At 63.6% G+C, this 22601-nt stretch carries 24 protein-coding genes; 10 read left to right on the forward strand and 14 right to left on the reverse strand.

Annotation, left to right across the window (positions count from 1 at the left end; all coding sequences use genetic code 11):
* Positions 1-4: 4 nt before the first annotated feature.
* On the reverse strand, positions 5-1156 hold the full coding sequence (locus AC0Z42_RS07265) for an efflux RND transporter periplasmic adaptor subunit (RefSeq protein WP_485467558.1): 1152 nt from the start codon (positions 1154-1156) through the stop codon (positions 5-7).
* Between the two features lie 164 nt (positions 1157-1320).
* Here AC0Z42_RS07265 and AC0Z42_RS07270 point away from each other — a divergent pair, with 164 nt between their 5' ends.
* Entirely contained in the window at positions 1321-2490 is a 1170-nt protein-coding gene (locus AC0Z42_RS07270; protein WP_485467559.1) for a PQQ-dependent sugar dehydrogenase, read from the forward strand.
* A 61-nt stretch (positions 2491-2551) separates the two neighbouring features.
* Entirely contained in the window at positions 2552-2854 is a 303-nt protein-coding gene (locus tag AC0Z42_RS07275) for a hypothetical protein (protein WP_485467560.1), read from the forward strand.
* 12 nt (positions 2855-2866) lie between these two features.
* On the opposite strand, the gene AC0Z42_RS07280 is transcribed toward AC0Z42_RS07275, so the two are convergent.
* Positions 2867-3205, reverse strand: coding sequence for an MmcQ/YjbR family DNA-binding protein (locus AC0Z42_RS07280; protein ID WP_485467561.1), 339 nt, complete (start codon positions 3203-3205; stop codon positions 2867-2869).
* 137 nt (positions 3206-3342) lie between these two features.
* On the opposite strand from AC0Z42_RS07280, the gene AC0Z42_RS07285 reads away from it, so the two are divergent.
* On the forward strand, positions 3343-3489 hold the full coding sequence (locus AC0Z42_RS07285; RefSeq protein WP_485467562.1) for a hypothetical protein: 147 nt from the start codon (positions 3343-3345) through the stop codon (positions 3487-3489).
* Between the two features lie 189 nt (positions 3490-3678).
* Positions 3679-4350, forward strand: a complete 672-nt coding sequence (locus tag AC0Z42_RS07290; protein ID WP_485467563.1) for a CCXG family PEP-CTERM protein — start codon at positions 3679-3681, stop codon at positions 4348-4350.
* A gap of 72 nt (positions 4351-4422) precedes the next feature.
* On the opposite strand, the gene AC0Z42_RS07295 is transcribed toward AC0Z42_RS07290, so the two are convergent.
* The 5 genes from AC0Z42_RS07295 to AC0Z42_RS07315 all read right to left on the reverse strand — a co-directional run bounded on the left by AC0Z42_RS07295 (position 4423) and on the right by AC0Z42_RS07315 (position 8901).
* Positions 4423-5406: an FHA domain-containing protein gene (locus tag AC0Z42_RS07295; protein ID WP_485467564.1), complete on the reverse strand. Its 984-nt coding sequence runs from the start codon at positions 5404-5406 to the stop codon at positions 4423-4425.
* A complete protein-coding gene (locus tag AC0Z42_RS07300) occupies positions 5403-6809 on the reverse strand; it encodes a S1 family peptidase (protein ID WP_485467565.1) in 1407 nt (468 codons plus the stop codon). Before AC0Z42_RS07300 ends, AC0Z42_RS07295 begins: the two co-directional genes overlap by 4 nt.
* Positions 6810-6877: 68 nt before the next feature.
* Positions 6878-7531 carry a GTP cyclohydrolase II gene (ribA, locus tag AC0Z42_RS07305; protein WP_312434360.1) on the reverse strand — a complete coding sequence of 218 codons (654 nt, stop codon included), beginning with the start codon at positions 7529-7531 and terminating at the stop codon, positions 6878-6880.
* A 181-nt stretch (positions 7532-7712) separates the two neighbouring features.
* A complete protein-coding gene (locus AC0Z42_RS07310; protein WP_485467566.1) occupies positions 7713-8111 on the reverse strand; it encodes a DoxX family protein in 399 nt (132 codons plus the stop codon).
* An 88-nt stretch (positions 8112-8199) separates the two neighbouring features.
* Positions 8200-8901 (reverse strand): pirin family protein, encoded by a 702-nt coding sequence (locus AC0Z42_RS07315; protein WP_485467567.1) that lies wholly within the window; start codon positions 8899-8901, stop codon positions 8200-8202.
* 164 nt (positions 8902-9065) lie between these two features.
* On the opposite strand from AC0Z42_RS07315, the gene AC0Z42_RS07320 reads away from it, so the two are divergent.
* Together AC0Z42_RS07320 and AC0Z42_RS07325 are read left to right on the forward strand one after the other, a co-directional pair.
* Positions 9066-10004 carry a LysR family transcriptional regulator gene (locus AC0Z42_RS07320; RefSeq protein ID WP_485467568.1) on the forward strand — a complete coding sequence of 313 codons (939 nt, stop codon included), beginning with the start codon at positions 9066-9068 and terminating at the stop codon, positions 10002-10004.
* A 188-nt stretch (positions 10005-10192) separates the two neighbouring features.
* Positions 10193-12349 (forward strand): putative bifunctional diguanylate cyclase/phosphodiesterase, encoded by a 2157-nt coding sequence (locus AC0Z42_RS07325; protein WP_485467569.1) that lies wholly within the window; start codon positions 10193-10195, stop codon positions 12347-12349.
* 63 nt (positions 12350-12412) lie between these two features.
* Here AC0Z42_RS07325 and AC0Z42_RS07330 read toward each other — a convergent pair whose 3' ends face one another.
* Complete coding sequence (locus AC0Z42_RS07330) at positions 12413-13321, reverse strand: LysR family transcriptional regulator (protein WP_485467570.1); 909 nt, start codon at positions 13319-13321, stop codon at positions 12413-12415.
* A 99-nt stretch (positions 13322-13420) separates the two neighbouring features.
* Here AC0Z42_RS07330 and AC0Z42_RS07335 point away from each other — a divergent pair, with 99 nt between their 5' ends.
* A complete protein-coding gene (locus tag AC0Z42_RS07335; RefSeq protein WP_485467571.1) occupies positions 13421-14623 on the forward strand; it encodes an MFS transporter in 1203 nt (400 codons plus the stop codon).
* Between the two features lie 8 nt (positions 14624-14631).
* On the opposite strand, the gene AC0Z42_RS07340 is transcribed toward AC0Z42_RS07335, so the two are convergent.
* The 5 genes from AC0Z42_RS07340 to AC0Z42_RS07360 all read right to left on the reverse strand — a co-directional run bounded on the left by AC0Z42_RS07340 (position 14632) and on the right by AC0Z42_RS07360 (position 19548).
* Positions 14632-14964: a hypothetical protein gene (locus AC0Z42_RS07340; protein ID WP_485467572.1), complete on the reverse strand. Its 333-nt coding sequence runs from the start codon at positions 14962-14964 to the stop codon at positions 14632-14634.
* 8 nt (positions 14965-14972) lie between these two features.
* Positions 14973-15443: a hypothetical protein gene (locus tag AC0Z42_RS07345; RefSeq protein ID WP_485467573.1), complete on the reverse strand. Its 471-nt coding sequence runs from the start codon at positions 15441-15443 to the stop codon at positions 14973-14975.
* Between the two features lie 100 nt (positions 15444-15543).
* The gene (locus tag AC0Z42_RS07350) at positions 15544-17973 is read right to left on the reverse strand and encodes a TonB-dependent siderophore receptor (RefSeq protein ID WP_485467574.1); all 2430 of its coding nucleotides are present in this window, start codon (positions 17971-17973) and stop codon (positions 15544-15546) included.
* Positions 17974-18051: 78 nt separating this feature from the next.
* Complete coding sequence (locus AC0Z42_RS07355; protein WP_485467575.1) at positions 18052-19041, reverse strand: FecR domain-containing protein; 990 nt, start codon at positions 19039-19041, stop codon at positions 18052-18054.
* Positions 19042-19548 (reverse strand): sigma-70 family RNA polymerase sigma factor, encoded by a 507-nt coding sequence (locus tag AC0Z42_RS07360; RefSeq protein ID WP_485467576.1) that lies wholly within the window; start codon positions 19546-19548, stop codon positions 19042-19044.
* Positions 19549-19672: 124 nt separating this feature from the next.
* Between AC0Z42_RS07360 and AC0Z42_RS07365 the strand changes: the two genes are divergently transcribed.
* Positions 19673-20056 (forward strand): glutaredoxin domain-containing protein, encoded by a 384-nt coding sequence (locus AC0Z42_RS07365; RefSeq protein ID WP_485467577.1) that lies wholly within the window; start codon positions 19673-19675, stop codon positions 20054-20056.
* 82 nt (positions 20057-20138) lie between these two features.
* Positions 20139-20879, forward strand: a complete 741-nt coding sequence (locus AC0Z42_RS07370) for a hypothetical protein (RefSeq protein WP_485467578.1) — start codon at positions 20139-20141, stop codon at positions 20877-20879.
* Here AC0Z42_RS07370 and AC0Z42_RS07375 read toward each other — a convergent pair.
* Positions 20876-21109 (reverse strand): DUF3820 family protein, encoded by a 234-nt coding sequence (locus tag AC0Z42_RS07375; RefSeq protein ID WP_485467579.1) that lies wholly within the window; start codon positions 21107-21109, stop codon positions 20876-20878. The genes AC0Z42_RS07370 and AC0Z42_RS07375 overlap by 4 nt on opposite strands.
* A 132-nt stretch (positions 21110-21241) precedes the next feature.
* Here AC0Z42_RS07375 and AC0Z42_RS07380 point away from each other — a divergent pair, with 132 nt between their 5' ends.
* The gene (locus AC0Z42_RS07380) at positions 21242-22453 is read left to right on the forward strand and encodes an MFS transporter (protein ID WP_485467834.1); all 1212 of its coding nucleotides are present in this window, start codon (positions 21242-21244) and stop codon (positions 22451-22453) included.
* Positions 22454-22601 lie beyond the last annotated feature (148 nt).

Genomic DNA, 22601 nt, shown 5'->3' on the forward strand with positions numbered 1-22601 from the left:
GGCCTCAGTTCTGTGCCACGGCGGCAGCCGGGGTTTCTGCCAGTACCTTGACGGCGCCGCCGGGCTTGAGCTTCTGGATGCCGCTGACGATCACGCGCTCGCCGTCTTTCAGGCCGCTTTCCACCAGCCACTGGCCGCGCAGGAGGGTGGTGGCGACCACCGTGCGCTGCTGCGCCTTGCCAGCGGTGTCGACCAGCATCACCGTCGCTTCGCCTTGCGGGTTGCGCGTGATGGCCGGCGCCGGCACCAGCATGGCGCCTTCGCGCACGCCCTGTTTCACTTCGGCGCGCACGAACATGCCCGGCAACAGCAAATGCCGGGGATTCGGAAAGCGCGCGCGCAGGGTCACCGAACCGGTGGCCTGGTTGACCGTCACGCCGGAAAACTCCAGCGTGCCGCGCTCGGCGTAGCTGCTGCCGTCTTCCAGCTTCAGGGTCACGCTGGCCTGCTCCTTGCCGCCACTTTTGAGGCTGCCTTCGGTCAGCTGGCGGCGCAGGGCCAGGCCCTCGGCGCTCGACTGCTGCAAGTCCACATACATCGGGTCGATCTGCTGCACCGTGGTCAGCAAGGTGGCGGCGCCGCCCTGCACGTAGGCGCCTTGCGTCACTTGCGACACGCTCGAGCGCCCGGCGATCGGCGCCGTCACATTGGTGTAGGCCAGGTTGATGCCGGCGCTGGTGACGGCTGCTTTCGCTGCGGCCACGTCGGCGGCCGCCTGCAGTTGCGCCGCCAGTGCGTTGTCATACGCCTGCTTGCTGACGGCATTGCCCTTGATCAGCACCTGATAACGTTCCAGCTGCGCATTGTTGCTGACCAGGTTGGCCTGTGCGCGCTGCAGCTGCGCCTCGGCGCTGGCCAGGGTAGCGCGGTAGGGCGCGGCGTCGATCTGGTACAGCGCCTGGCCGGCGCGCACGTCCGCGCCTTCCGTAAAGCTGCGTTTGAGCACCACGCCATCGACCCGTGCACGCACTTCGGCGATCAAAAACGGCGCCGTGCGCCCCGGCAATTCGACGCTGAGCGGCACCGCGCCATGGCGCACCGTCAGCACGGATACTTCCGGCGTGACGCTTGCGGCAGGTTTGGGGGCAGGGCTGCAGGCGGCCAGGGCCAGCAGGCAAAGAGGGGCGTAGGGATGCAGGCGGAGCAGGGAGGGCATGTGACGGTTCCAATAAGGCGGGCGCGGTGGATTGTTGCGATGCACTATGCCAGCGCGCCGCTTACGCCAGCCTTTGCGGAAGATTAAATTTTTTTAATGTTGGGTTATGCTTGCATGACCAGGCTGTACGCTTGCCATCCATGTCACGACTTCAGGAGAAAACCATGTCCCATTTTCGTTCTTTGCGCGCCACGGCGATTGCCGCCGCCATGCTGGCGATGAGCTTGCCGGCCCACGCCGAACTGGCCGCCAGCGGCGAGCCGCCAGCCGCCAAACAAGGTTGGAAGGCGGTTACGGTGGCCGAAGGCGTGCGCCAGCCGTGGGGCATTGCCTGGCTCGGCGACGGCCGCGCGCTGGTCACCAGCAAAGAGGGAACCTTGCATATCCTGAACGGCCAGAAATTCGACCAGGTGGCGCTTGAAGGCATGCCGCCGATTTTCACGGGCGGGCAGGGCGGCCTGCTCGATATCGTGCTGCACCCGCAGGATGCGGCCAAGCCCAATCCGCGCGTCTACATGACGGTGTCGACCGGCACCAGCGAGGCCAATCGCACGACCCTGGTGCAGGGCGTGTTCGATGGCAAGAAGGTGGGCGGCATCAAGACCTTGTTCAAGGTCTCGACCGACAAGAGCGGCGGCCAGCATTTCGGCTCGCGCCTGCTGTGGCTGCCTGACGGCACCTTGCTGATGAGCGTGGCCGACGGCGGCAACCCGCCGCTGCGCATCGGTGACCGGCTGGCGCGCGAGCAAGCGCAAAACCCGGCCACCCACCTGGGCTCGATACTGCGCCTGACCGACGAAGGCAAGCCGGCGCCCGGCAATCCGCTGGCGGCCAAGGGCGCCCTGCCGGAAATCTGGTCGATGGGGCATCGCAATATCCAGGGCCTGGCGCGCGATCCGGTCTCGGGCCGCATCTGGGCCACCGAACACGGGCCTTACGGCGGCGACGAGCTGAACCTGGTGGTGGCCGGCGGTAATTACGGCTGGCCCTTGCAGACCTATGGCGCCGACTATAAAACCCATGAACCGGTCGGCAAGCACGAAGTGGCCGGCATGATCAATCCGAGCGTGGCCTGGGTGCCGTCGCCGGCGCCATCGGGCCTGGCCGTCTATTCGGGCGACAAGATCCCGGCCTGGCGCGGCAGCGTTTTCAGCGGCGGCCTGGCGGCCAAGGATATCCGCCGCGTGGCGCTCGATGCAGCTGGCAAGGTGACTGGCCAGGACCGCCTGGCGATTGGCGAACGCGTGCGTGACGTGAAGCAGGGGCCGGACGGCTATCTGTATGCGCTGACGGACGAGAGCAACGGCAAGCTGCTGCGCATCATTGCGCAATAAACCAGTCAACAAAGGCGCCGTCGTGCTTTAAGATGGCGCCTTTGTTCAGGAAGAGTGATCCATGGCCCGTGATACGTATGCATACCGGCAAGTCGCCGTTGAATCGCGCGAGATTCTGGGCAAAGTGGAACTGCGCCCGGTGCCGGGCCAAGCTTTTTCGCCCGAGCTGGCGGTGCAATGCTCGCGCCGCCTGGCGGACCTGCAGCGCTACCCGCTGGGCAGCCGGTTTTTATTGTCGGCCAAGCTGACCGACCGCCTCGGCGGCACGCCTTATCTGTATGCCTGGCATGGCGACGCCGACGTGCCGATGACGCCGGCCGAAGTGAAAAAATTCCTTGGTGAATTCAGGCGCGGACGCATCTGACGCTGGCCATGACTATGAGCTGGCCGAAATGGTTTTTGCCAGGTCGCTTGGCGCCTTGCGCCGCCAGGCCGCCGTCAGCGCTGCCGCCAGCATGTCCAGTTCAGCGTCTGCCAGGCGCACCGTGATGCCGGCCAGGCGCTCGCCCCACAGCAGCTTTTCGCAGCCGACCGGCGAGATGACGGTAGCGATATGCGCCGCTTCCGCATCGAGCAGCACATTGATATGCTCATCGTCGGGCAGGGTGGCGAAGATCTTGCCGCCGACGCGAAAGGCCGGGCGATCGTGGTGCTCTTCCTCGGTGGTATCGGGAAATGACAATGCCAGATAGCGTAGTTCTTCCAGGTCGACCATTTCCTCTTTCTCCCTCATCGCACAGACAGTAACGTATCTGCATTTTGCCATGTTGCCTCGCCGCGTGGGGCCGGCATGCAAGAAAAGAATGTGGCGTCTGCGCGACATCCTGGCCGCCTCACTCAAGGCGCTTCACCATGCCGCAAGCCGCATTTTTCCTTGCTGCCTGGTATTTCGTTGATTATCATAATAATATTTTTGATGGCAAAAAGAAAAATTCTTTGCATTTGAGAATTTTCAGCTACAATAGCCTCATTGTCTTGCCTGACCCGTCAATCGTTTGATCCTGTTCTGGAAACCCGACCCTTTTCCAGGACGCTTGTGGCGCAATCGCGCTGCCGCAAGTCCGCCTTCTGCGCGGGTTTCATGCCACCGGCCGCTCATCCCTGCAGTTTGCAGCGCACCGCCGACACGCCTCAATGCAGCGTGAATTCAGCTCTAAGCGCTCCCATGCTTTTAAAACTGGATATATCATGAAAAACTTGCCAAAATTTGCTTTGTCCCTGATCGCCGTCGCCGCTTTTGCCCACGCAAACGCCAGCACCATCACGGTTTCCACCGGCTTTTCCACCGCCGGCGCGCAGAAAACCGCTGCCGACTACAAAACCGTGGTCGATACCGCTGTCGCCAAGCCTTCGCTGGGCTATGGCAGCAAGACCGTTGCCAGCTACAACGCCCTCGATAACAGCAGCCTGTTCGGCAGCTCGACGAACATCGCGTTTCGTTCAACCATCGATTTCGGCGTGACCGCCGCCCAGGCCGGCAGTTGGAGCTTTCGCACCGGCGTCGACTTCTCGCAAGGCGGCGCCTTGTTCCTGGACGGCGTGGCGCTGGACGTCGGCACCAATGACATGTGGTGGAACGGCAACTACAACAACAGCAATGGCTTCCTGAGCGGCGGCAGCACCGTGGCCGCTGGCAACCACACCTTGAGCATCTATGGCCTGGAAAGCTGCTGCGACGGCTTCCAGCAAGCCCAGTTCAAAGCTGGCAGCAGCAGCTACGCCAGCTTCAGTTCCACCGACGGCCTGGCCTCGGTCTCGGCCGTGCCGGAACCATCGACCTACGCCATGCTGCTCATTGGCCTCGGCCTGCTGGCCTTTACGGGCCGGCGCAGCGTGCAGGCGGTCAAGTTCCAGGCCTAAGCTGCCTCGACAGCAGTAAAAAAGCCCGCTGGCGCAATACCGCGCCAGCGGGCTTTTTATTGCGCGCACGGTTTATTCGCCGCTGTCGTCCTCGCTGTCCTCATCGCCGCTGCCACTCTTGCCGCGTTCGGCATCGACGCCTTTTTGCAACGCCTGCGCATCCTTGAACAGCGACTCGGTCGTATGGTCGGGACTGACGCGCAGCACCGGCGGATACAGCACCGACATATACAGTTCGTCGGACAGGCGGCCACTGAGTTGCAGATTGCTCAAAAGAATCAACGTCGAACCGATGATGGCCAGCACCACGCCCGTCAGCGCGAAGCGGCGCGGGTGCTGCGGCTTGATGGTCCACAGGTGGAAGAAGATCATGGCGCAGACGATGACGATGAACATATGGCGTCCGTAGCGCGTCAGCGATTCGAGCGACAGCGCATAGGCCACCATGCTGCTGGCCAGTTCCCACACCTCCATCGCCACCAGGCCGCAGCCGATGATGAACACATGGCGCCCGAAACGCGCCGTCTGGCCGAACAGGCGGTTGGCCACGGCCCAGATCGCCGCCCAGGCCAGGCCGCCGGCCACCGCGTAGGCGATGATCATCAGGTAGGAAATCGGCTCGAAATCTTCCGCATCGCCCAGCCAGTTGGCAAAAGCGGCCGAGACGGCGATCATGGCCAGCCCGGCCACGGCCGGGCGCAGGCCTTCCCAACCATGCATGGTGGTGTCGCTGCGTTCGGGCGCCACCGGCTGGTCGGCGCCGCGCACGCGCAGCCGTGTGTGGCCCAGGCGCACCACGGTGTCGCTGTCCATGGCCACGGCCGGCTGGCGCCTGCCCTGGTGGATCACGCCGTTATGGCTGCCCAGGTCGCGCAGCAGCAGGCCGCCCTCGCCGTCGTCCTCGACGATCGCGTGCTCGGCGGCGGTATGCGCATCGTCGAGGATGAAGTCGTTGTTGTAGCCGCGGCCGATGCGGATCGGCAGGGATTCCAGGCGCTGGCGCTGCTGCACTTCGCCATTGGCGGCCAGGGTTTCGATGTAGTAGGGCGCTCTCATGGCTTGACCGCCCGTGTGTTTGATGGCGCGCGGCTCAGCGCTTCAAGGAAGGTGCGCGTCACGCGCAGGCCGTTGGCATACGATACGCCGCGCGCGTCGATGCGGCTTTGCAGGTTCATCAGTGGCTCATCGGTGCTGGCGGCCAGCAGGGCAAAATCATACAGGCCGGGAAATTTGCGGTAGGCGCGCACGCACATGACGGCGCGCAGCGGCAAGGTGGCGTTCTTGACGAACTGCTCGGTGCAATGCGGCCCCGTCAGGTGGGCGCTCTTGTAGTTGCCGAAACTTTCGTTCTTGAACGAGGTACTGGCCAGTTCGGCAAAGCGCAAGGCGCCCAGTTCGCTGCTGCGCAAGAACTCGTGGCGCATCGATACCTGCCCCGTTTGCAGGGCGCCGGAAATGAAGATGGCCGACTCCATCGCGCAGCTGGTGTTGTCGATCGTATAGGGCTTGTCGGCCTTCACGTTCGAACGGCCCCAGCAGCGCATCTGTTCCGATTCGCGCACCGGCACCCGGTACGGCCCCATGGCTTTCAGGCTCAGCGGTGTTGCCAGCAGGCGCGCCAGCATGGAGTCCTGATGCGCCAGCAATTGCGCGGTGACTACCGGCTTGAAGTCCTTCGGCGGCTTGACCAGGCGCGCTGCCTGCTCCAGCAACTGCTGGGCGTAGCGGGCCGGCACCAGGAAGCTGACCAGTTCGCCGTCCAGGCGTTTCGACACATTGATGCCGGCCACGTCGCCGCTGGCCGTCACGCTGGGCCCACCGCTCATGCCGGAATTGATCGGGCCCGTAAACATCAGCTGGTCGTAGAAGCTGCGGGTCACCACGCCGTTGTAGGCACCTTCGGAAATGGCAAAGCCCAGGTCCAGCGGATTGCCCATCGAATACAGGTACTGGCCTTGCGTCAGGGTGGCCAGTTGCGCCGGCATCTTGAAAAAGCCGGTGCCGTGGCGATTCACGCGAATCACGGCCAGGTCGTGCAGCACGTCGACTGCCAGCAATTCGACGTTGCCGCGCTGGCCGGCCGTGTCCACCCATTCGCCGACATAGGTGTCGGGGTCGAGCGCGAATTGCGACACCACGTGGTAATTGGTGACCACCAGGTCGCCCGTGCCGATCAAAAAGCCCGAACCGACCGACGACTGCGTACGGCCGTTTTTCAGCAGCACGCGCACTTGCAATATGTCGGCACGCGCGGCCGTGTACAGCTTTTGCGCGGCCGACGATGGCGGCGGCAGGGCGGCGTGCTCGGTGGCGGCCGGTGCTGCCGTGGCGAGCGGCGGTTTGACGGGGGAGGCTGGCGCCGCAGCGGCGGCAGGGGGAGCGGCAGGGGCCGGGGCGGCGTGCGCGCCGGCGGCGGCAGACAAGCCGGCGAGCAACAAGGCAGTGTTAAATAATTTCATGCATCCTTGGGGCGTGAAGAAAGCAGGTGGCGCGCCAGGCGCCACGCGCCCGGCCCGCGTGGCAAAACTTACAGGGCGCCGTCTTCCAGCGCTGGCGCTTCGGCCGGTGTCATCATGTGGCCAAGCTTGCTTTCCTTGGTGTTCAGGTAATGCTGGTTGAAGGCATTGCGGTTGACCAGCAGCGGCACCCGCTCGGCCACCGTCACGCCCAGCGCTTCCATCGCCGCGATCTTGCGCGGATTGTTGGTCATCAGGCGCAGACTATGGATGCCGAACTGTTCGAACATCGGCTTGCACAAGGTGTAGTTGCGGGCATCGGCCTTGAAGCCCAGCTGTTCATTGGCCTGCACCGTATCGGCGCCTGCTTCCTGCAGGCGATAGGCGCGGATCTTGTTGATCAGGCCGATGCCGCGTCCTTCCTGGCGCAGATACAGCAAGATGCCGCGGCCTTCCTCGGCGATGCGTTTGAGCGCGCCTTCGAGCTGGGCGCCGCAATCGCAGCGCTGCGAAAACAGTACGTCGCCGGTCAGGCATTCGGAATGCACGCGCGCCAGCACCGGTTCGCCGTCGCCGACATTGCCCAGCACCATGGCCAGGTGTTCCTTGCCGGTGGCGTGTTCGACAAAGGCGTGCAGGGTGAACTGGGCCCACGGCGTTGGCAGTGCACAGGAAGTCGTGTAATCCAATTCGCCTGTCGCCAGGATGTCCGCGCCGCTTTGCATGGTTGTGCTCATATAAGTAAGTGTAAAAATAAAAGGCGCGCCGCACCACTCCGGTGCCGGCGCGCCTTGCCATCATACCAAAAAGCGGGAAAACGGTTTCCGTCGCTGTTATTTGGTTGATGCAATGCCTGGTTATCTCCCTGTACTTAGGGACGCGATGGCCATTTGCAAGGAGCGCTGCTCACTTCACGCTGGCGGTAGCTTTTGCAAAGCCGCGCTCGACCAGCAACAGCATGCCGCCAAAGATGGACAGGTTTTTCAGGAAGTTGGTCAGTTGATCCTGGTAGTGGGCGGCGTCGGCAGCCCAGAATGCGTGGAACACCAGCGTGGTCGGGATCAGGAACAAGGCCAGCGCCAGGGCCGCCCAGCGTGCTTGCCAGCCAGTAATCAACAGCAGGCCGCCGCCCACTTCCAGCGCGATCACGCCGGCCAGCAGCACAGTGGCGAAGGGCAGGCCCATGCTGCTCATGTAGCCGGCGACACCGGCATAGCCGCCGATTTTCAGCAGGCCGGAGACAAAGAAGAGCACGCCAAGCGCGGCGCGGCCAGCAGGGTACAGCAGGGCGGTATTGTTTTTCATGATGAGATCCAGGTTCTTCTTATTTTTGAGGGGGCTGGCTGTAGCGGGCCAGTGGCAGGCGCGCTACAACCGGTTCAACGACATCGTTTTAGTAAGGCAGGTCGAATAGCAGGAATTCCGCATCTTCGGCGTGGTCCAGCGTTACTTTGGCTTCCTGCGTCAGTTTCAGCGCATCGCCGGCTTTCAACGGCGTGCCATTGACCACCAGGCTGCCGCGGATCAGGTGCACATAGGCGCTGCGGCCTTCGTCTAGCACATGTTCCAGCGCATCGCCTTCCTGCATGATGCTGGCGTAGATCGAGGCGTTCTGGTGGATCAGCACCGAACCCTGGCGACCGTCGGAAGAGGCAACCAGGCGCAGCTTGCCCTGTTTGGTTTCCGGCGAAAAATGTTTCTCTTCGTAGCTAGGGGCGATGCCCGTCACGTTCGGCTGTATCCAGATCTGCAGGAAGTGCAGGCCGTCCGTTTGCGAGTGGTTGAACTCGCTGTGACGCACGCCGCTGCCGGCGCTCATGCGCTGTACATCGCCGTAGTGCAGCACCGAACCGGTGCCCATGCTGTCCTTGTGTTCCAGCGCGCCGTCAAGCACATACGAGATGATTTCCATGTCGCGGTGGCCGTGGGTGCCAAAACCCTGGCCCGGCGTGACGCGGTCTTCATTAATTACCAGCAAAGGACCAAAGCCCATGTGTTTCGGATCATGGTAGCTGCCGAAGGAAAAGCTGTGGTGGGAATTGAGCCAGCCGTGGTTTGCTGCGCCGCGTTCTTCGCTATGACGGATTTGTAACATGGTAAGGCTCCATTTCTTGACAGGTTAATGTGCGATAATTTCGAAGGACCGTTGCCCCTGTTGCCGGGCTTTCTTTGTCTTTCGTGATGCGATGAAGAGAGTATAGGCCTGCTATCGCAGAAAGAAAAACGGAAAAATTACCGCTCTATGATCGAAAAAATCGAATGCTAAGACTCAGCCTGGAAGCCCTGCAAATTGTCGACGCCATCGACCGCCGTGGCTCGTTCTCGTCGGCCGGCAAGGAGCTGCACAAGGTACCTTCGACCATCTCCTATACAGTCGCCAAGCTTGAAGACGACCTGGGCGTGCAGGTATTCCAGCGCAATGGCCCGAAAGTGATGCTGACGGCGGCCGGCCAGGAACTGCTGAAAGAAGGGCGCTACCTGCTGAAAGCCGCGCAGGACCTGGAACACCGCGTGCGGCGCGTCGCTTCGGGCTGGGAAACGGAACTGGCGATCGGCCTCGATTCGGTGTTTTCCGCGCTGGCGCTGGCTGGCGATATCGCCGCCTTTTATGAGGTGGCGCAGCAGACGCGCCTGCGCCTGGTGCAGGAGACCTTGTCCGGCACCTGGGAGGCGCTGCTGGAACGCCGGGTTGATTTGCTGGTGGGCGCGCCCGGCGACGGCCCGCCCGGTGGCGGTTATATCGCCCAGCCGCTGGGCATGCTTGACTTCGTGTTTGCGGTGGCGCCCACGCACCCGCTGGCCGCCATCGACCGGCCGCTGACGCGCGGCGACCTGCAGCATCACCGCGCCGTGGTGGTGGCCGATTCGGCGCGCCAGCTGGCGCCGCGCACGGTGGGGCTGCTGCTGGGGCAAGATGCCCTCACGGTCCCCAGCATGCAAGTCAAGTTCGACTACCAACTGCTGGGCCTGGGCTTCGGCTTTTTGCCGGGCCCCTGCGCGCGCGCCGCCATCGCGCGCGGCCTGCTGGTGGAAAAGGCGGTGGAAGAGCCCAAGCCGGCCGAGACGTTCTACCTGGCCTGGCGCGTGGGCGAAGACGGCGCGGCCTTGCGCTGGTGGATGGCGCGCATGCGCGAGCCGGAACTGTTCGCCCGCCTGATGCGCTATTTGCCCGGCGATCCACCGTTGCCGTCTGCTTGACCTACGGCATGGGCGCGCCGCTTTCATTCTGTGATACCGCAAAATGTTGACATAGGCCAACAATTTCAGGTTACTATATTCGCAGCATTTTGCGCCAAACTCCAAGCCCGATCACGGGATTTTGATGATGACATTCCCTGTAGAGCCCACTTTATGCCTTCCACCGTGTGCTGTCGTGCGGAGGCGCCGTGCTTGAGGCGAGGGTTGCGCAGTGTTTGCGCCTGAGCCATGAAGCGCAGCAGCAGGGCGGTTTGCAACTGGCCGCCACCTTGGCCCAGTTGCAAGGTGAACTGGAACAATTGCGCGGCGCCAGCCGGCCCTTGCTGCGCCTGACACCGGCCGACGCCTTGCTGGAAATCGACCTCGACGGTTATCTGATCGGCTGGAACCATGGCGCCGACCAGATGTTCGGCTATGCCGAGCTCGAAGCGCTGGGCCAGCACATCCTGTTCCTGTACCCGCCCGACGAGGTGCAGGCAAGCCCGGTGGAACTGCTGCCGGCACAAGCCGAAACGCCGGTCGATGTGCTGCGCCGCAAGAAGTCGGGCGTGCTGACCTGGCTGCGCATGCAGCGCCACGCCATTCTCGACCAGTCCGGCAAGACCTGCGGCACGGCCGTGCGGCTGTCGATGCTGGCCGAACCGCTGCCCGATATTGACAAGGTGAAATTGCACGCGCGCATCATCGAAGACAGCGAGCAGGGCGTGCTGATCACCGACGCCGACGAGCGCATCGTTTCCGTCAACAGTTCCTTCAGCCGCATTACCGGCTATTCGCCGTCCGAAGCGATCGGCCGTACGCCGGACCTGCTGCGCTCGGGCGTGCACGATGCCGAGTTCCGCGCCAAGGTGCGCGCCGCCATGCGCGGCCACGGTTCCTGGCGCGGCGAAATCGTTGGCCGGCGCAAGAATGGCGAACTGTTTCCGCAAGCGGTGACGATCAGCGTGGTGCGCAACGAATACGGCGAAATCAGCCATGTGTTTTCGCTGTTTTCCGATATCTCGGTGCACAAGGACGCCGAGGCGCGCATGCAGCGCATGGCCAATTACGATACCCTGACCGGCCTGCCCAACCGCTGCCTGCTGAACCAGCTGGTGGTGCAGGGCCTGGCCGAAGCGAAGCGCCAGGAAACCCATGGCGCGCTGATGGTGATCGACATCAGCCGGATCGGCTCGATCAGCGACACGCTGGGCCACGAAGTGGGCGACCAGCTGGTCATCGCCATCGGCCAGCTGTTCCGTGGCGCGCTGCGCGATGCCGATATCCTGGCGCGCGTCGACAACAGCAAGTTCGTCGTCGCGCTATTGCATATCGAAAAGCGCGAGCATGCGGCGAATGTGGCGCAAAAGCTGCTGAACCTGCTTGAAGCGCCGATCCGCATCGACAGCCACGCCTTGTACGTGGGCGCCAGCATCGGCATTACCGTGTATCCGGAAGACGGCATGGACGCGCCGGCGCTGTTCCGCTTTGCCGACGTGGCCGTGGCGAAAGCGGCGCAAACCATCGAGCCGACCTTTTTGTTTTATCGCGAAGACATGAACCGCCGCGCCAAGGAGCATCTGCGCCTGGAAAGCGAAATGCGCCTGGCACTGGGCGACCAGGAACTGGAACTGCATTACCAGCCGAAAGTGAGCCTCTCCAGCGGACAGATTGTCGGCGCGGAAGCCTTGCTGCGCTGGAAGCATCCGCTGCGCGGCATGGTCTCGCCGGGCGTCTTTATTCCGGTCGCCGAGGAAACCAGCCTGATCCTGGAACTGGGTACTTGGGTGCTTGATGAAGCCTGCCGCCAGATTCGCGAATGGGAAGACCGGGGCCTGCATATGCCGGTGATCGCCGTCAACCTGTCGGCGCGCCAGTTCGATGCCCACTTGCCGGCACGCGTGGCGGCCGTGCTGGAGCGCTACCAGGTGCGGCCCGACCAGATCATGCTGGAAATTACCGAAAGCCTGTTGATGCGCGGCGCCGACAAGGTGATCGAGATCATGAATGAGCTGGTGGCGATGGGCCTGGCGCTGGCGCTGGACGACTTCGGCACCGGCTATTCCAGCCTGGCCTACCTGAAGAAATTCCCCATCAGCACGCTCAAGATCGACCGCGCCTTCGTGATCGGCTTGCCCTACGAGGAAAACGACTGCGCGATTGCGCGCGCCATCGTCACCATGGCCCAGCAATTGCGCCAGGAAATCGTCGCCGAAGGCGTGGAAACGCCGGAGCAGATGCGCTTTTTGCGCAGCCTGGGCTGCGACCAGCTGCAAGGCTATCTGTTCAGCCCGGCTGTCACGGCAGGCGAGTTCGAAATCATGCTCGATGAAGGCAAGCATTTGCATCTGGAAGAGATGATGTAGTGAAGTCGATACCACGCCATGTTCAGCTTGCCCGCCGGCTTGTTTGCGCTCGGCAGCATCGACTCAGCCCAGCCTGACCTTTTCCAGCAGGTAGTCAAGCATCACGCGCACGCGCGCCGGCACTTGCTGGCCTGGCCCGACAAAGACGGCGTGGACGGTTTCCTTGTCGCCCGGGTTGAAGTCTTCCAGCAGTGGCAGCAGCAAGCCCCGGTCGATATCGGGCTGCACATGCAGGCGTGAAAAGCGTCCCAGGCCCATGCCGGCCAGCACCAGCTGGCGCATGCTGTCGCCGTCGCTGATGTGCGTATTGCCCTGCGGCGCGATCTGCAGCATGCCGCCTGCGCCATCGAGAAACGGCCAGGTCTCGTTCTGGCAGCGGAAATTGAAGGCCAGCAGATTATGCTTTTTTAACTCATCCACCGTGTGCGGCATGCCGTGGCGCGCCAGGTAAGCGGACGAGGCCACCACCACCATCGTGTCCTCGCCCAATTTGCGCGCCACCAGGTTCGATTCCTTCAGCTTGCCGGTACGTATCGCGATATCGGTGCGGTCTTCGAGCAGGTCGACGACCGCGTCGCTGACCATCACATCGAGCACGATGTCGGGATAGCGCTGCGCAAATTCGGGCAGGATCGGCAGCAGATGGCGCACGCCGAACGGCACGAAGCAGTTGATGCGCAGGCGCCCACGCGGCGCCGCGCCTTGCGCCGCTTCGCGCTCGGCGCCATCGATATCGTCGAGGATGCGCTTGCTTTGCACGTAAAACGCGTCACCTTCCGGCGTGGTGTGCAGCTGGCGCGTGCTGCGCTGGAGCAAGCGCGCACCGAGCCGGGCTTCCAGGCGATTGACCAGCTTGCTGACGGCTGATGGCGTCAGCGCCAGCTTGTGCGCCGCAGCCGTGAAGCCACCCGCTTCCACCACCGTGACAAACACGGCCATTTCAAACGACCGATTGATATCTTGCCTGGACATTATGGAATCCATTTCATAGGTGTTTCGATTATGGAAGTCTATATCAAAAGTGTTCCGGCCTTTACACTGGCAAGCCTGAATCGACCACCGGACCTTTCCATGACTACCTCTTCCCCTGTTGCCAGCAAGATGCCACCCGGCGTACTGTCGCTGGCGGTCGGCGCCTTTGCCATCGGCGTGACCGAATTCATTGTCGTCGGCATCCTGCCGGCGATTGCAAAGGATTTGCGCATACCCATCGAATCGGCCGGCTCGCTGGTCAGCCTGTACGCGCTGGCGCTGGCCATCGGTACGCCGCTACTGGTGATCGGCCTGTCGCGCTTGCCGCGCAAGCTGGCGTTGCTGGGGCTGATGACGGTGTTTTTAGCTGGCAATTTGCTGGCGGCGCTGTCGCATACCTTCGAACTGTTATTGGCCGGCAGGGTCATCACCGCCATCGCGCATGGCACTTTTTTTGCCATCGGCGCCACGGTGGCGGCGAACCTGGTGCCGAAAGCCCAGGCGGGCAGGGCAATTTCCGTGATGTTTGCCGGCCTGACCCTGGCGATGGTGGTCGGCGTGCCGCTCGGCAGTTTCCTCGGTAACCTGATGGGCTGGCGCTTGCCGTTCTTTGCCGTGGCGCTACTCGCCGCGTTGGGGCTGGGAGCGATGGCGCACTGGCTGCCGGCAAGCCTGGCGTACGGGGCGGGCGGCAAGGCTGCCACGCAACTGGCGGCGCTGGGCAGCGGACCCATCCTTACCATGATGGCGGTCACCGTGTTCGGTTTCGGCAGCAGTTTTGCCGCGTTTACCTTCATCACGCCGATATTGACCGACATTACCGGCTTTTCCGCCAACATGGCCAGCGCCTTGCTGATCGTGTTTGGCGCCGCCACCTTTGCAGGGAACCTGGGCGGCGGTTATCTGACCAGCCATTACGGCTGGCAAAAAGCGCTGCGCCTGATGCTGTTGCTGCTGGCGGCCACGCAAGTCGGCGTGGCGCTGGCGATCAGCTCGCAGTTCCTGATGGTGGTGATGCTGTTTGTCTGGGGTGTGTTCGCCTTCGGCCTGTCCCCGGCGCTGCAGGCCGGCATGCTGGAAACGGCCGAGCGCCATACGCCCAAGGCCGTCGATTTTGCTTCCGGCCTGAATATTTCGGCTTTCAACCTGGGTATTTCGCTCGGCTCCATGCTCGGCGCGCTGATGGTGTCGCGCCAGCTGATGGCGTTGTCACCTTGGGCCGGCGTGGCCGCATCGCTGCTGGCGCTGCTGCCGCTGGCGTGGCTGGCGCGCCGGAACCGGGCGCTGCAACTGGCGCGTTGAGCCAGTCTTCATTCGGCACCGAGCGCCGCATGCCATGCGGCATAAGGTGTATTGACGACCATCTTCCGGTTGTAGTCGGGAGCGCCGTCGCTCCACCACACGGCACCGCGCTCGCCCAGCGCATGCTTGGCCTCGTCGACAGCTGCGCGTGCGCCGTGCTCTGCCTCCTTGTCGCCTGTCTTCAGGGCCGCGCCGACCTGCCGGCGCGCCGCCATCAGTTGCTTGACCAGCTTGTCTCTTTCCTCGGGCGCCAGTTGCGGGTTGCTCATGCGCCATAGCCGGCCCCTGACCACGAAATAGCGGCCGTCGGGCGTGGCGGGATGTTGGGCAGAGGAGGGCATCGGCTGGTTCAGCCCTCGCTGTCGAAAATGCAGGTGAGGGTGGTGACGCCGTCTTCGGTGCCGGCGGTCAATACGCCCAGCTTGGCCATGCGGCCGTATTCCTTGCCATCCTTGCCCAGCTTGAGCTTGGCTGCCTTGACGGCCTGGGCGATGCTGACGCCGGGTAAAAAGGCGCGATAGGTTTGCTCGCCGCCGTCCCTGGCGATGGCGATGCGCTGTGTCGTCAAGCCGAACACTTGCAGCGTCACCGGCAGGGCCACCGGGGCCGTGCCTTGCGAACTGTTCCAGCCGGCGCTGACCAGCGCCTGCTCGGCCAGTTGGAACTGCTGGTCGATGCGGTTGCAGGACAGCGCCGCTTCCAGCAGCGGTTTCGCCCTGGTCCACTGCGCCGTGTTGCCGTTTGCCGCGCCGGCTGGCGCAACCGTTGCTGCCAGCAGGAGCGCGGTTGCGCTGACGCCGAGAAATTTTTGCATGATCATGATGGGATGCCCGGGCAGGGGTCGTGTTATCAATGCAAAAATTCTAATGCAACATCTGGACACGCGCCGCCCGATAGACAAGGCGGCGCACGCTGACGGCTTACAGGTCGAACTGCGCCGACAGCAGCAAGGTGCGCGCTGCTGCCGCCGTGCTGACGGTCAGCAGGGTGCTGCTCGACAGCCAGTAGTTCTTGTTGAACAGGTTCTCCACGCTGACGCGCAAGGCCACCGGCTTGCCCATGATGGTGGTGCGGTAGCGCGCGCCGGCATCGACCCGTGTCCACGACGGCATATCGAGCGTGTTGGCCACATCGTAAGGCGTGGCGGCGGTATGGATGGCGCGCGCATTGACGCTCAGGCCGCTCACACCCGGCACGTCCCAGTCGGCGCCCAGGTTGAGCGTGTATTTGGGCACGCCGATCGCATCCTTGCCCTGGTTGACCGCGCCGGCCGAGCGTTTCAGCGTGGCGTCGTAGACGGTGGCGCTGGCCATCAGGCGCAGGTTGCGCATGGCTTCGCCGACGGCGGACAGTTCCAGGCCACGGTTGCGCTGGGTGCCGTCCATGCTGTAGATATTGGTGACCTGGTCGGTGATGGCGTTCGGCCGGTCGATCTGGAACACCGACACGCCCGTCATGACCTGATTGTGTTCCATCTTCACGCCCAGTTCGTACTGTTTTGACTTGAACGGCGCGAACACCTCGCCCGCATTGGCGGTGGTGGCCGGCGCTGACGAGCCGCGCGTCAGGCCCGAGGTGAAGTTGCCGTACAACGAGACATTCGGCAGCGCCCGCACCACCACGCCGGCGATCGGCGAGATGGCGCTTTCGCTGTACGAACTGGTGACCGCGCCGGCGGCGCTGAAGTTTTGCGCTTGCACCTTTTGCTGGCGCAGGCCGCCTGTCAGCATGACGCGGCCGTCGGCAAACGATACGGTATCGGTCAGCGACATGCTGGTCAGCTGCGTTTCTGAGGTCTTGGTCGGCGACAGGCGCTCGCCGCTGACCTGGTACACGGGCACCGGCGCATAGATATTCGAGTCTAGCCGGGTACTGGCGGGCGCCGCCAGGTAGAAGCTGCCCGCTTCCTGTTCCAGGCGCGACGCCGAAAGCGACAGCAGATGTTTCACGCCCAACGTGTTGAAGCGTGCGCGGGCACCCACTTCGCCGGTCTTGCTGCGCGCTGCGGCGTCGTACCAGGCGCTGCTGACGCGCAGGTTGCCCAGTTCATCCATGCCGTCCGCGCCGCGCGCCGACGGAAAGTCCTGCTCGCTGGCGCCATAGTGGTAGCCGGCCGCGGCGTACAGCATGATCTGCGACGACAGGTCGTATTCCAGGCGCGAGGCGATGGTGGCGTCGCGCAGCGCCAGGTCGGCGCCGGCATACACGGCGCGGTGGCCGGAAGGCGCTTTCGGCAAGCGGGTAATACCGGGCCGGAAGCCCGTTTGCGCGCGGAAGTTGTCGGTATCTTCGCGCTGGGCGTAGCTGTCGACCGACCAGCGCAGGGCGTCGGAACGGTAGTCCAGCGCCAGCGCCACCAGGCCGAATTCCTGCTTGCCGCCGTCGATATTGGTGTCGCCCTTGCGGTAGGCGCCATTGAAGCGCACGCCCCAGGCCTGGTCCGGACCGAAGCGGCGGCCGACGTCCAGGTAGCCGCCCAGCAGGGCCGCGCTTTCATAGGTGGCTGTGAGGCTGGTGATGGGTTCATCCCTGGCGCGCTTGGTAACGACATTGATATTGCCGCCGATGCTGCCATTCGGGCTGATGCCATACATCAGGGTGCCTGGCCCCTTGAGCACTTCGACGCGCTCCATGAAGGCGGTCGGCATGCGGTTCGACGAGGTCAGGCCGTACAGGCCGTTCAGTCCCACGTCGCCGCTGGTGACGTTGAAGCCGCGGATCTGGAAGTCTTCGCTGAAGCCGCCGGTCGAGGTCATGGTGCGTACCGATGCCTCGTTGACGACCACGTCGGCCAGGGTGCGCGCCTGCTGGTCTTCAAGGATGCGGGCGGTGTAATTGGTGGTGCTGAACGGCGTATCCATCACGTCGGCAAAGCCCAGCACGCCCAGGCCGCCGGCGCGCGCCACTCTTCCGCCCGCCAGGTCGTTGCCGTTCCGCGCGCCGGTGATCACCACGCGGTCGATGGACGAGGTGTCGGCCGTACTGGTGACCACCAGTTCCGGCATGGCGCCGGCCTGGGTGGCGATCGCCTTGCGTAGCGCATAGGCGCCGTTCGGCTGGGCCACGGCTTCCAGCCCGCTGCCTTCAAGCAAGGCGGCCAGGCCCTGCTGCGCGGTATAGTCGCCGTTCAGGCCGCCGCTGGTCTTGCCGGCGGTCAGCTTGCCGTCGATGGCCAGCAGGATGCCGGTGCTGCTGGCAAAGCGGTTCAGCGCGCTGTCGAGCGTGCCTGCGGCGATCTCGACATGGCGCCGGGCTTCTGCCGGCGACTGGGCCAGCGTTGCGCCAGCGCCCATCGACAATGCGGCGAACAAAACGGCCTGGGCCATGCGGCGCAGGGGGTACGGTGACATTGGGTGCGGCATGCAGGTGGTCCTTTTCAGTTCAAGATAGGGGTGATACTTGATATCCCGTATGAAAAGAAAAAAGTGCTACTGCTTTTGCCTGTTTTTTTCGATGGCCTGCACGGTGACCCAGTAGCGGGTCCGGTAGCGCACCTGTACCGGCAGCGCCTGCACCAGGGCGGCCAGCACCTTGTCGGTGTCGCCCAGCGGGTAGATGCCCGAGACCAGCTGGTCCGCCACGGCCGGATCGCAATCAATCACGCCGGGCCGATGGCGCGCCAGTTCGGCCAGGAAATCTTGCAGGCGCATCTGTTCGGCTTCCAGTTCGCCGGCCAGCCAGGCCGGCTCAAGAAGTGCCAGCGGTTGGGCCTGCCCGGCCAGCTGCGCGCTCAGGCGCAGTTGGCTGCCTGCCGCCAGGCGCTGCAACGCTGCCGGGTGCAGGCGTGGCCGCACTTCCACCACACCCTCATAGACTTGCACCTGCGTATGTTCGCCATGCTGGCAGACCACGAAACGCGTGCCCAGCGCGCGCGCCGTGCCGTGCGCCGTGTGGACCACGAAAGGGCGGTAGGGCACGCCGTGATCCTTGCCGGTGGTGATCATGATTTCGCCGCGATGCAGGTTGATGCGGCGCTGGCCGGCATCGAAGCGCACGTCGAGCGCGGTGGCGGTATTCATGGCAATGCGGCTGCCGTCGGCCAGCACGATGTCGCGCCGTTCGCCGGTGGCGGTGCTGTATTGCGCCGTCATGGCATGCCAGCTTTCGGTCTCGCGCACGGCCTGCAACGCCGCGCCGCCGCCGCACAGCAGCGCCAGGCCGCGCAGCACCGCGCGCCGGCTGGTGCGCCGGGAAGCGGCGCGCAGCACCGGGCCGGCGGTTTTGGCGGGCACGCTGCGCAGGCGCTGCTGCATCTGCTGCACCGCCTGCCAGGCCTGTTCATGCGCGGCCGACGCCTGGCGCCAGCGATTCAAAGCCTGCCGTTCTTCGTTTGTCGCTTCGCCGGACCACATTGTCACCAGCCAGGCCAGGGCCTGCTGATGCAGTTCGGACGACGCGCTGTCGGTGGCGCCGTTCAATCAGGCAGCCATCACGGCAAAGCAGGCCTGCGCGGCCTGCAACATGTATTTGCGCACCGAGGCAACCGACACTTCCAGCTGCTGCGCGATCGCGCTGTAGGTCAGGCCATCGAACTGCGACAGCAGGAACGCTTCGCGCACCCGCAGCGGCAGGCGGTCGAGGGCGGCGTCGAGCTGGCACAGGGTTTCAAGCATGATGGTGCGCTCTTCCACGGAAGGCAGATGGGCCGGCGGCAGGTGCTGCAGCGCTTCCATGTAAGCATGTTCAAGGCGGCGCCGCCGGTACAGGTCCACCACCAGGTGCTTGGCGATGCGCACCAGGTAGGCGCGCGACTGTTCGGCCTGCTCGGGCATCCGGCCCGTGACCAGCACGCGCACATAGGTATCCTGGGCCACGTCGGCGGCGTCGAAGGCGTTGCCCAGTTTGCCGCGCAACCAGCCCAATAGCCAGCCGTGGTTCTGGCTGACCATGTCGGTAAGAAGAGCGGAGGCCGTGCCTGCAGTCATGGTAAATAGTTGATTGAGAATTATTCTCATTATTGTAGCAAACTCCACCGTGCCGCGCTACTGCCCGCTACCGCAGGCTACAATGCGCGATCCGCACGCAACGTGCCTTCCCCACAGGACTTCCATGACCCGCGCCATTCTCGACGAAACCCAGATCCATCCCGCCGCCCGTGCCTCGATAGGCGGCAAGCATGGCGACATCGTGCGCGAAGTGCAGGCGGCGATTGCCGCGCAGCAGGTGGTGGTGGTCGGCATGGCGCTCAATCCGTTTCCGCGCAAGGCGCGCAAGATCCTCGACGTGCTGGGAACGCCCTATACGTATTTGCAGTACGGCAGCTACCTGAGCCAGTGGCATCGCCGCAACGCGCTCAAGATGTGGAGCGGCTGGCCGACTTTCCCGATGGTGTTCGTCAACGGCGTGCTGGTCGGCGGCGCCAGCGAGTTGCAGGCGCTGGTGACGTCAGGCGAGCTGTCCACCATGCTGGCGAAAAAAGTGCGCCAGTTTTAATCTGCGTGACAATGCGTGACAATCATGCGCGTCATCATTGCTTATAGTTCAGCTTTTCATGCCGCAAGGCGAAAGGCGAACCATGGCAAATGACGAGGGCGTGCAAGGCAGGACGGGCAAGGGCTTGATGGTGGCATGCGCGCTGCTGTGCGTGGCGGCGGTGGCGCTGGCGGCAAGCTGGCAGGCCGGCGCGCTGGCGTTCCAGTCCAATTTCACGGCGCTGGTGCCGGGCATCTTCGGCTCCATGCTGCTGGTGGCCCTGTTTGTCGAGCGCATGATCGAAGTATTCGTGTCCTTGTGGGCGCCGCCCGAGGTCGCCGCGCACCAGCAGGCGATCACCTACTGGCAGGCCCAGCGTGGCCGCCTGAAGCGCCGCGTCAGCGATCTGCTGGCCGAACTCAACGGCACGCCTGACCCGCTGGACGACCGCAAGACCGCCATCACCACCGCGCTGGACGATGCGCGCCAGCAAATCGAGCAAGCGGACCTGAACGTTGACGCCGAGGAAAAAGCCTTGCTGCCGTACACCGTGGCAACCATCAAGGCCACCACCTTGGTCGGCCTGGCGCTGGGCATGATCACCTCGGCCGTGGGCTTTCGCTTCCTGTCCCAGATCATGGTGCTGACGCCGATTTCGGCATCCGGCCTGCCGCTGTCGGTGCAGGACCAGTACAGCGCTTTTATTGCCGTCGATGTGGTGCTGACAGGCGCCGTGCTGGCCGGCGGCAGCAAGCTGGTGCACCAGATCTTCGGCGTCTACGAAGCCTATGCCACGGCACTGGCCAAGGCGGCGCAGGCGAAAAGCGTGGCCTCTTCCAGCTAATCGTATTTGCGTTTCCAGCCCGGCGGACGTAGCGGATCGAGCAGGCCGCGCAAGTCGTTGTGATCGAGCTCGTACATCAGCGCAATCAAACTGCCCAGTTCGCCCGAGGGGAAACCCTCGCGCGCGAACCAGCCCAGGTAGTGGCCGGGCAGGTCGGCCAGCAGCCGTCCCTGATACTTTCCATATGGCATTTCGCGCGTCAGCAGCAGCGCCAGTTTGTCTGAATTCATCAGCGTATTTTATCAGATTCGGTAATTGTTGATATCGGCGCAAGTATCTTCTGCCCGGCGAGGTATTTTTCGAAACAAAGAAAACTCCGATACTGCGTGCTATCAACTTTATCGGAGTTTTCCATGTTCAATATCCCCATTGCCCTGCTGGCGCTGACCATCAGCGCCTTTGCCATCGGCACCACCGAGTTCGTCATTGTCGGTCTGCTGCCGACCATCGCGCAGGACCTGGGCGTGAACCTGCCGTCGGCTGGCTTGCTGGTCAGCCTGTATGCGCTCGGCGTGGCCATCGGCGCGCCGGTGCTCACCGCACTGACCGGCAAGGTGCCGCGCAAGACTTTGCTGCTGACCCTGATGGTGCTGTTCACGCTAGGCAACTTGCTGGCCTGGAAAGCGCCCGGCTATGAAACGCTGGTGATCGCCCGCATCCTGACCGGCCTGGCGCACGGCGTGTTTTTCTCAATCGGCTCGACGATTGCCACCTCGCTGGTGCCGAAAGAAAAAGCCGCCAGTGCGATCGCCATCATGTTTACCGGCCTGACCGTGGCGCTGGTCACCGGCGTGCCGCTGGGTACCTTTATCGGCCAGCACTTCGGCTGGCGCGAAACTTTCCTGGCCGTCTCCGCGCTGGGCCTGGTCGCCTTTATCGGCAGCCTGCTGTACGTGCCTTCCACCATCGCGCACAGCAAACCGGCATCCCTGCTGCAACAGGTGCAGGTACTGGGCCAGCCGCGCTTGCTGCTGGTGTACGCCATGACGGCGGTCGGCTACGGCGGCTCGTTCATTGCCTTTACCTATCTGGCGCCGATCCTGCAGCAAGTCGCCGGCTTGGGCGCCAGCGCCGTGGGACTGGTGATGCTGGTGTATGGCGTGTCGGTCGCGTTCGGCAATATCTGGGGCGGCAAGCTGGCCGACCAGCGCGGTCCGGTGCAGGCCCTGAAACTGATCTTTTTGCTGCTCGCCCTTGTATTGCTGCTGCTGACCTTTACCGCGCCGCACCCGATTCTGGTGATCATCACCGTGCTGCTGTGGGGTGCGGTTGCCTTCGGTAATGTGGCTGGCCTGCAAGTGTATGTGGTGCAGCAAGCGGAACACTTCACGCCGCGCGCCGTCGATGTCGCCTCGGGCCTGAATATCGCCGCCTTCAACCTGGGCATTGCCGGTGGCGCCTGGGGTGGCGGCCTGATCGTCGAACACCTGGGCCTGGTCCATACCGGCTGGATCGGTGCGCTGGTGGTGCTGGGGGCGTTCGGCCTGACGGCGTGGAGTGGCCGGCTCGATCGTTTGCATCCGATATCGGTAGGGGTGGCTGGCGAAAAATTGCTGCATGCCACACGTCATTAAGACAGCGTAAACTCCGGCTCTCCGTCTCTTCCGAATTTTTGCATGGGCAGGTCATCAAGTTGAAATATTACTTGTTTATCATCCGGCCTCGTATTCAAGCTGGTCTGTCCCACGATATTTATTTATAACGGAAGAAACAAAAAATGTC

This window comes from Janthinobacterium sp. 1L-D-8-B-C4 (assembly GCF_057291295.1).

What these genes read in the sequence shown, in the direction of transcription:
- AC0Z42_RS07265 (WP_485467558.1), bottom strand. Translation starts at nt 1,156, where the DNA reads ATGCCCTCCCTGCTCCGCCTGCATCCCTACGCCCCTCTTTGCCTGCTG.
- AC0Z42_RS07270 (WP_485467559.1), top strand. Translation starts at nt 1,321, where the DNA reads ATGTCCCATTTTCGTTCTTTGCGCGCCACGGCGATTGCCGCCGCCATG.
- AC0Z42_RS07275 (WP_485467560.1), top strand. Translation starts at nt 2,552, where the DNA reads ATGGCCCGTGATACGTATGCATACCGGCAAGTCGCCGTTGAATCGCGC.
- AC0Z42_RS07280 (WP_485467561.1), bottom strand. Translation starts at nt 3,205, where the DNA reads ATGGTCGACCTGGAAGAACTACGCTATCTGGCATTGTCATTTCCCGAT.
- AC0Z42_RS07285 (WP_485467562.1), top strand. Translation starts at nt 3,343, where the DNA reads ATGCCGCAAGCCGCATTTTTCCTTGCTGCCTGGTATTTCGTTGATTAT.
- AC0Z42_RS07290 (WP_485467563.1), top strand. Translation starts at nt 3,679, where the DNA reads ATGAAAAACTTGCCAAAATTTGCTTTGTCCCTGATCGCCGTCGCCGCT.
- AC0Z42_RS07295 (WP_485467564.1), bottom strand. Translation starts at nt 5,406, where the DNA reads ATGAGAGCGCCCTACTACATCGAAACCCTGGCCGCCAATGGCGAAGTG.
- AC0Z42_RS07300 (WP_485467565.1), bottom strand. Translation starts at nt 6,809, where the DNA reads ATGAAATTATTTAACACTGCCTTGTTGCTCGCCGGCTTGTCTGCCGCC.
- ribA (WP_312434360.1), bottom strand. Translation starts at nt 7,531, where the DNA reads ATGCAAAGCGGCGCGGACATCCTGGCGACAGGCGAATTGGATTACACG.
- AC0Z42_RS07310 (WP_485467566.1), bottom strand. Translation starts at nt 8,111, where the DNA reads ATGAAAAACAATACCGCCCTGCTGTACCCTGCTGGCCGCGCCGCGCTT.
- AC0Z42_RS07315 (WP_485467567.1), bottom strand. Translation starts at nt 8,901, where the DNA reads ATGTTACAAATCCGTCATAGCGAAGAACGCGGCGCAGCAAACCACGGC.
- AC0Z42_RS07320 (WP_485467568.1), top strand. Translation starts at nt 9,066, where the DNA reads ATGCTAAGACTCAGCCTGGAAGCCCTGCAAATTGTCGACGCCATCGAC.
- AC0Z42_RS07330 (WP_485467570.1), bottom strand. Translation starts at nt 13,321, where the DNA reads ATGTCCAGGCAAGATATCAATCGGTCGTTTGAAATGGCCGTGTTTGTC.
- AC0Z42_RS07335 (WP_485467571.1), top strand. Translation starts at nt 13,421, where the DNA reads ATGACTACCTCTTCCCCTGTTGCCAGCAAGATGCCACCCGGCGTACTG.
- AC0Z42_RS07340 (WP_485467572.1), bottom strand. Translation starts at nt 14,964, where the DNA reads ATGCCCTCCTCTGCCCAACATCCCGCCACGCCCGACGGCCGCTATTTC.
- AC0Z42_RS07345 (WP_485467573.1), bottom strand. Translation starts at nt 15,443, where the DNA reads ATGATCATGCAAAAATTTCTCGGCGTCAGCGCAACCGCGCTCCTGCTG.
- AC0Z42_RS07350 (WP_485467574.1), bottom strand. Translation starts at nt 17,973, where the DNA reads ATGTCACCGTACCCCCTGCGCCGCATGGCCCAGGCCGTTTTGTTCGCC.
- AC0Z42_RS07360 (WP_485467576.1), bottom strand. Translation starts at nt 19,548, where the DNA reads ATGACTGCAGGCACGGCCTCCGCTCTTCTTACCGACATGGTCAGCCAG.
- AC0Z42_RS07365 (WP_485467577.1), top strand. Translation starts at nt 19,673, where the DNA reads ATGACCCGCGCCATTCTCGACGAAACCCAGATCCATCCCGCCGCCCGT.
- AC0Z42_RS07370 (WP_485467578.1), top strand. Translation starts at nt 20,139, where the DNA reads ATGGCAAATGACGAGGGCGTGCAAGGCAGGACGGGCAAGGGCTTGATG.
- AC0Z42_RS07375 (WP_485467579.1), bottom strand. Translation starts at nt 21,109, where the DNA reads ATGAATTCAGACAAACTGGCGCTGCTGCTGACGCGCGAAATGCCATAT.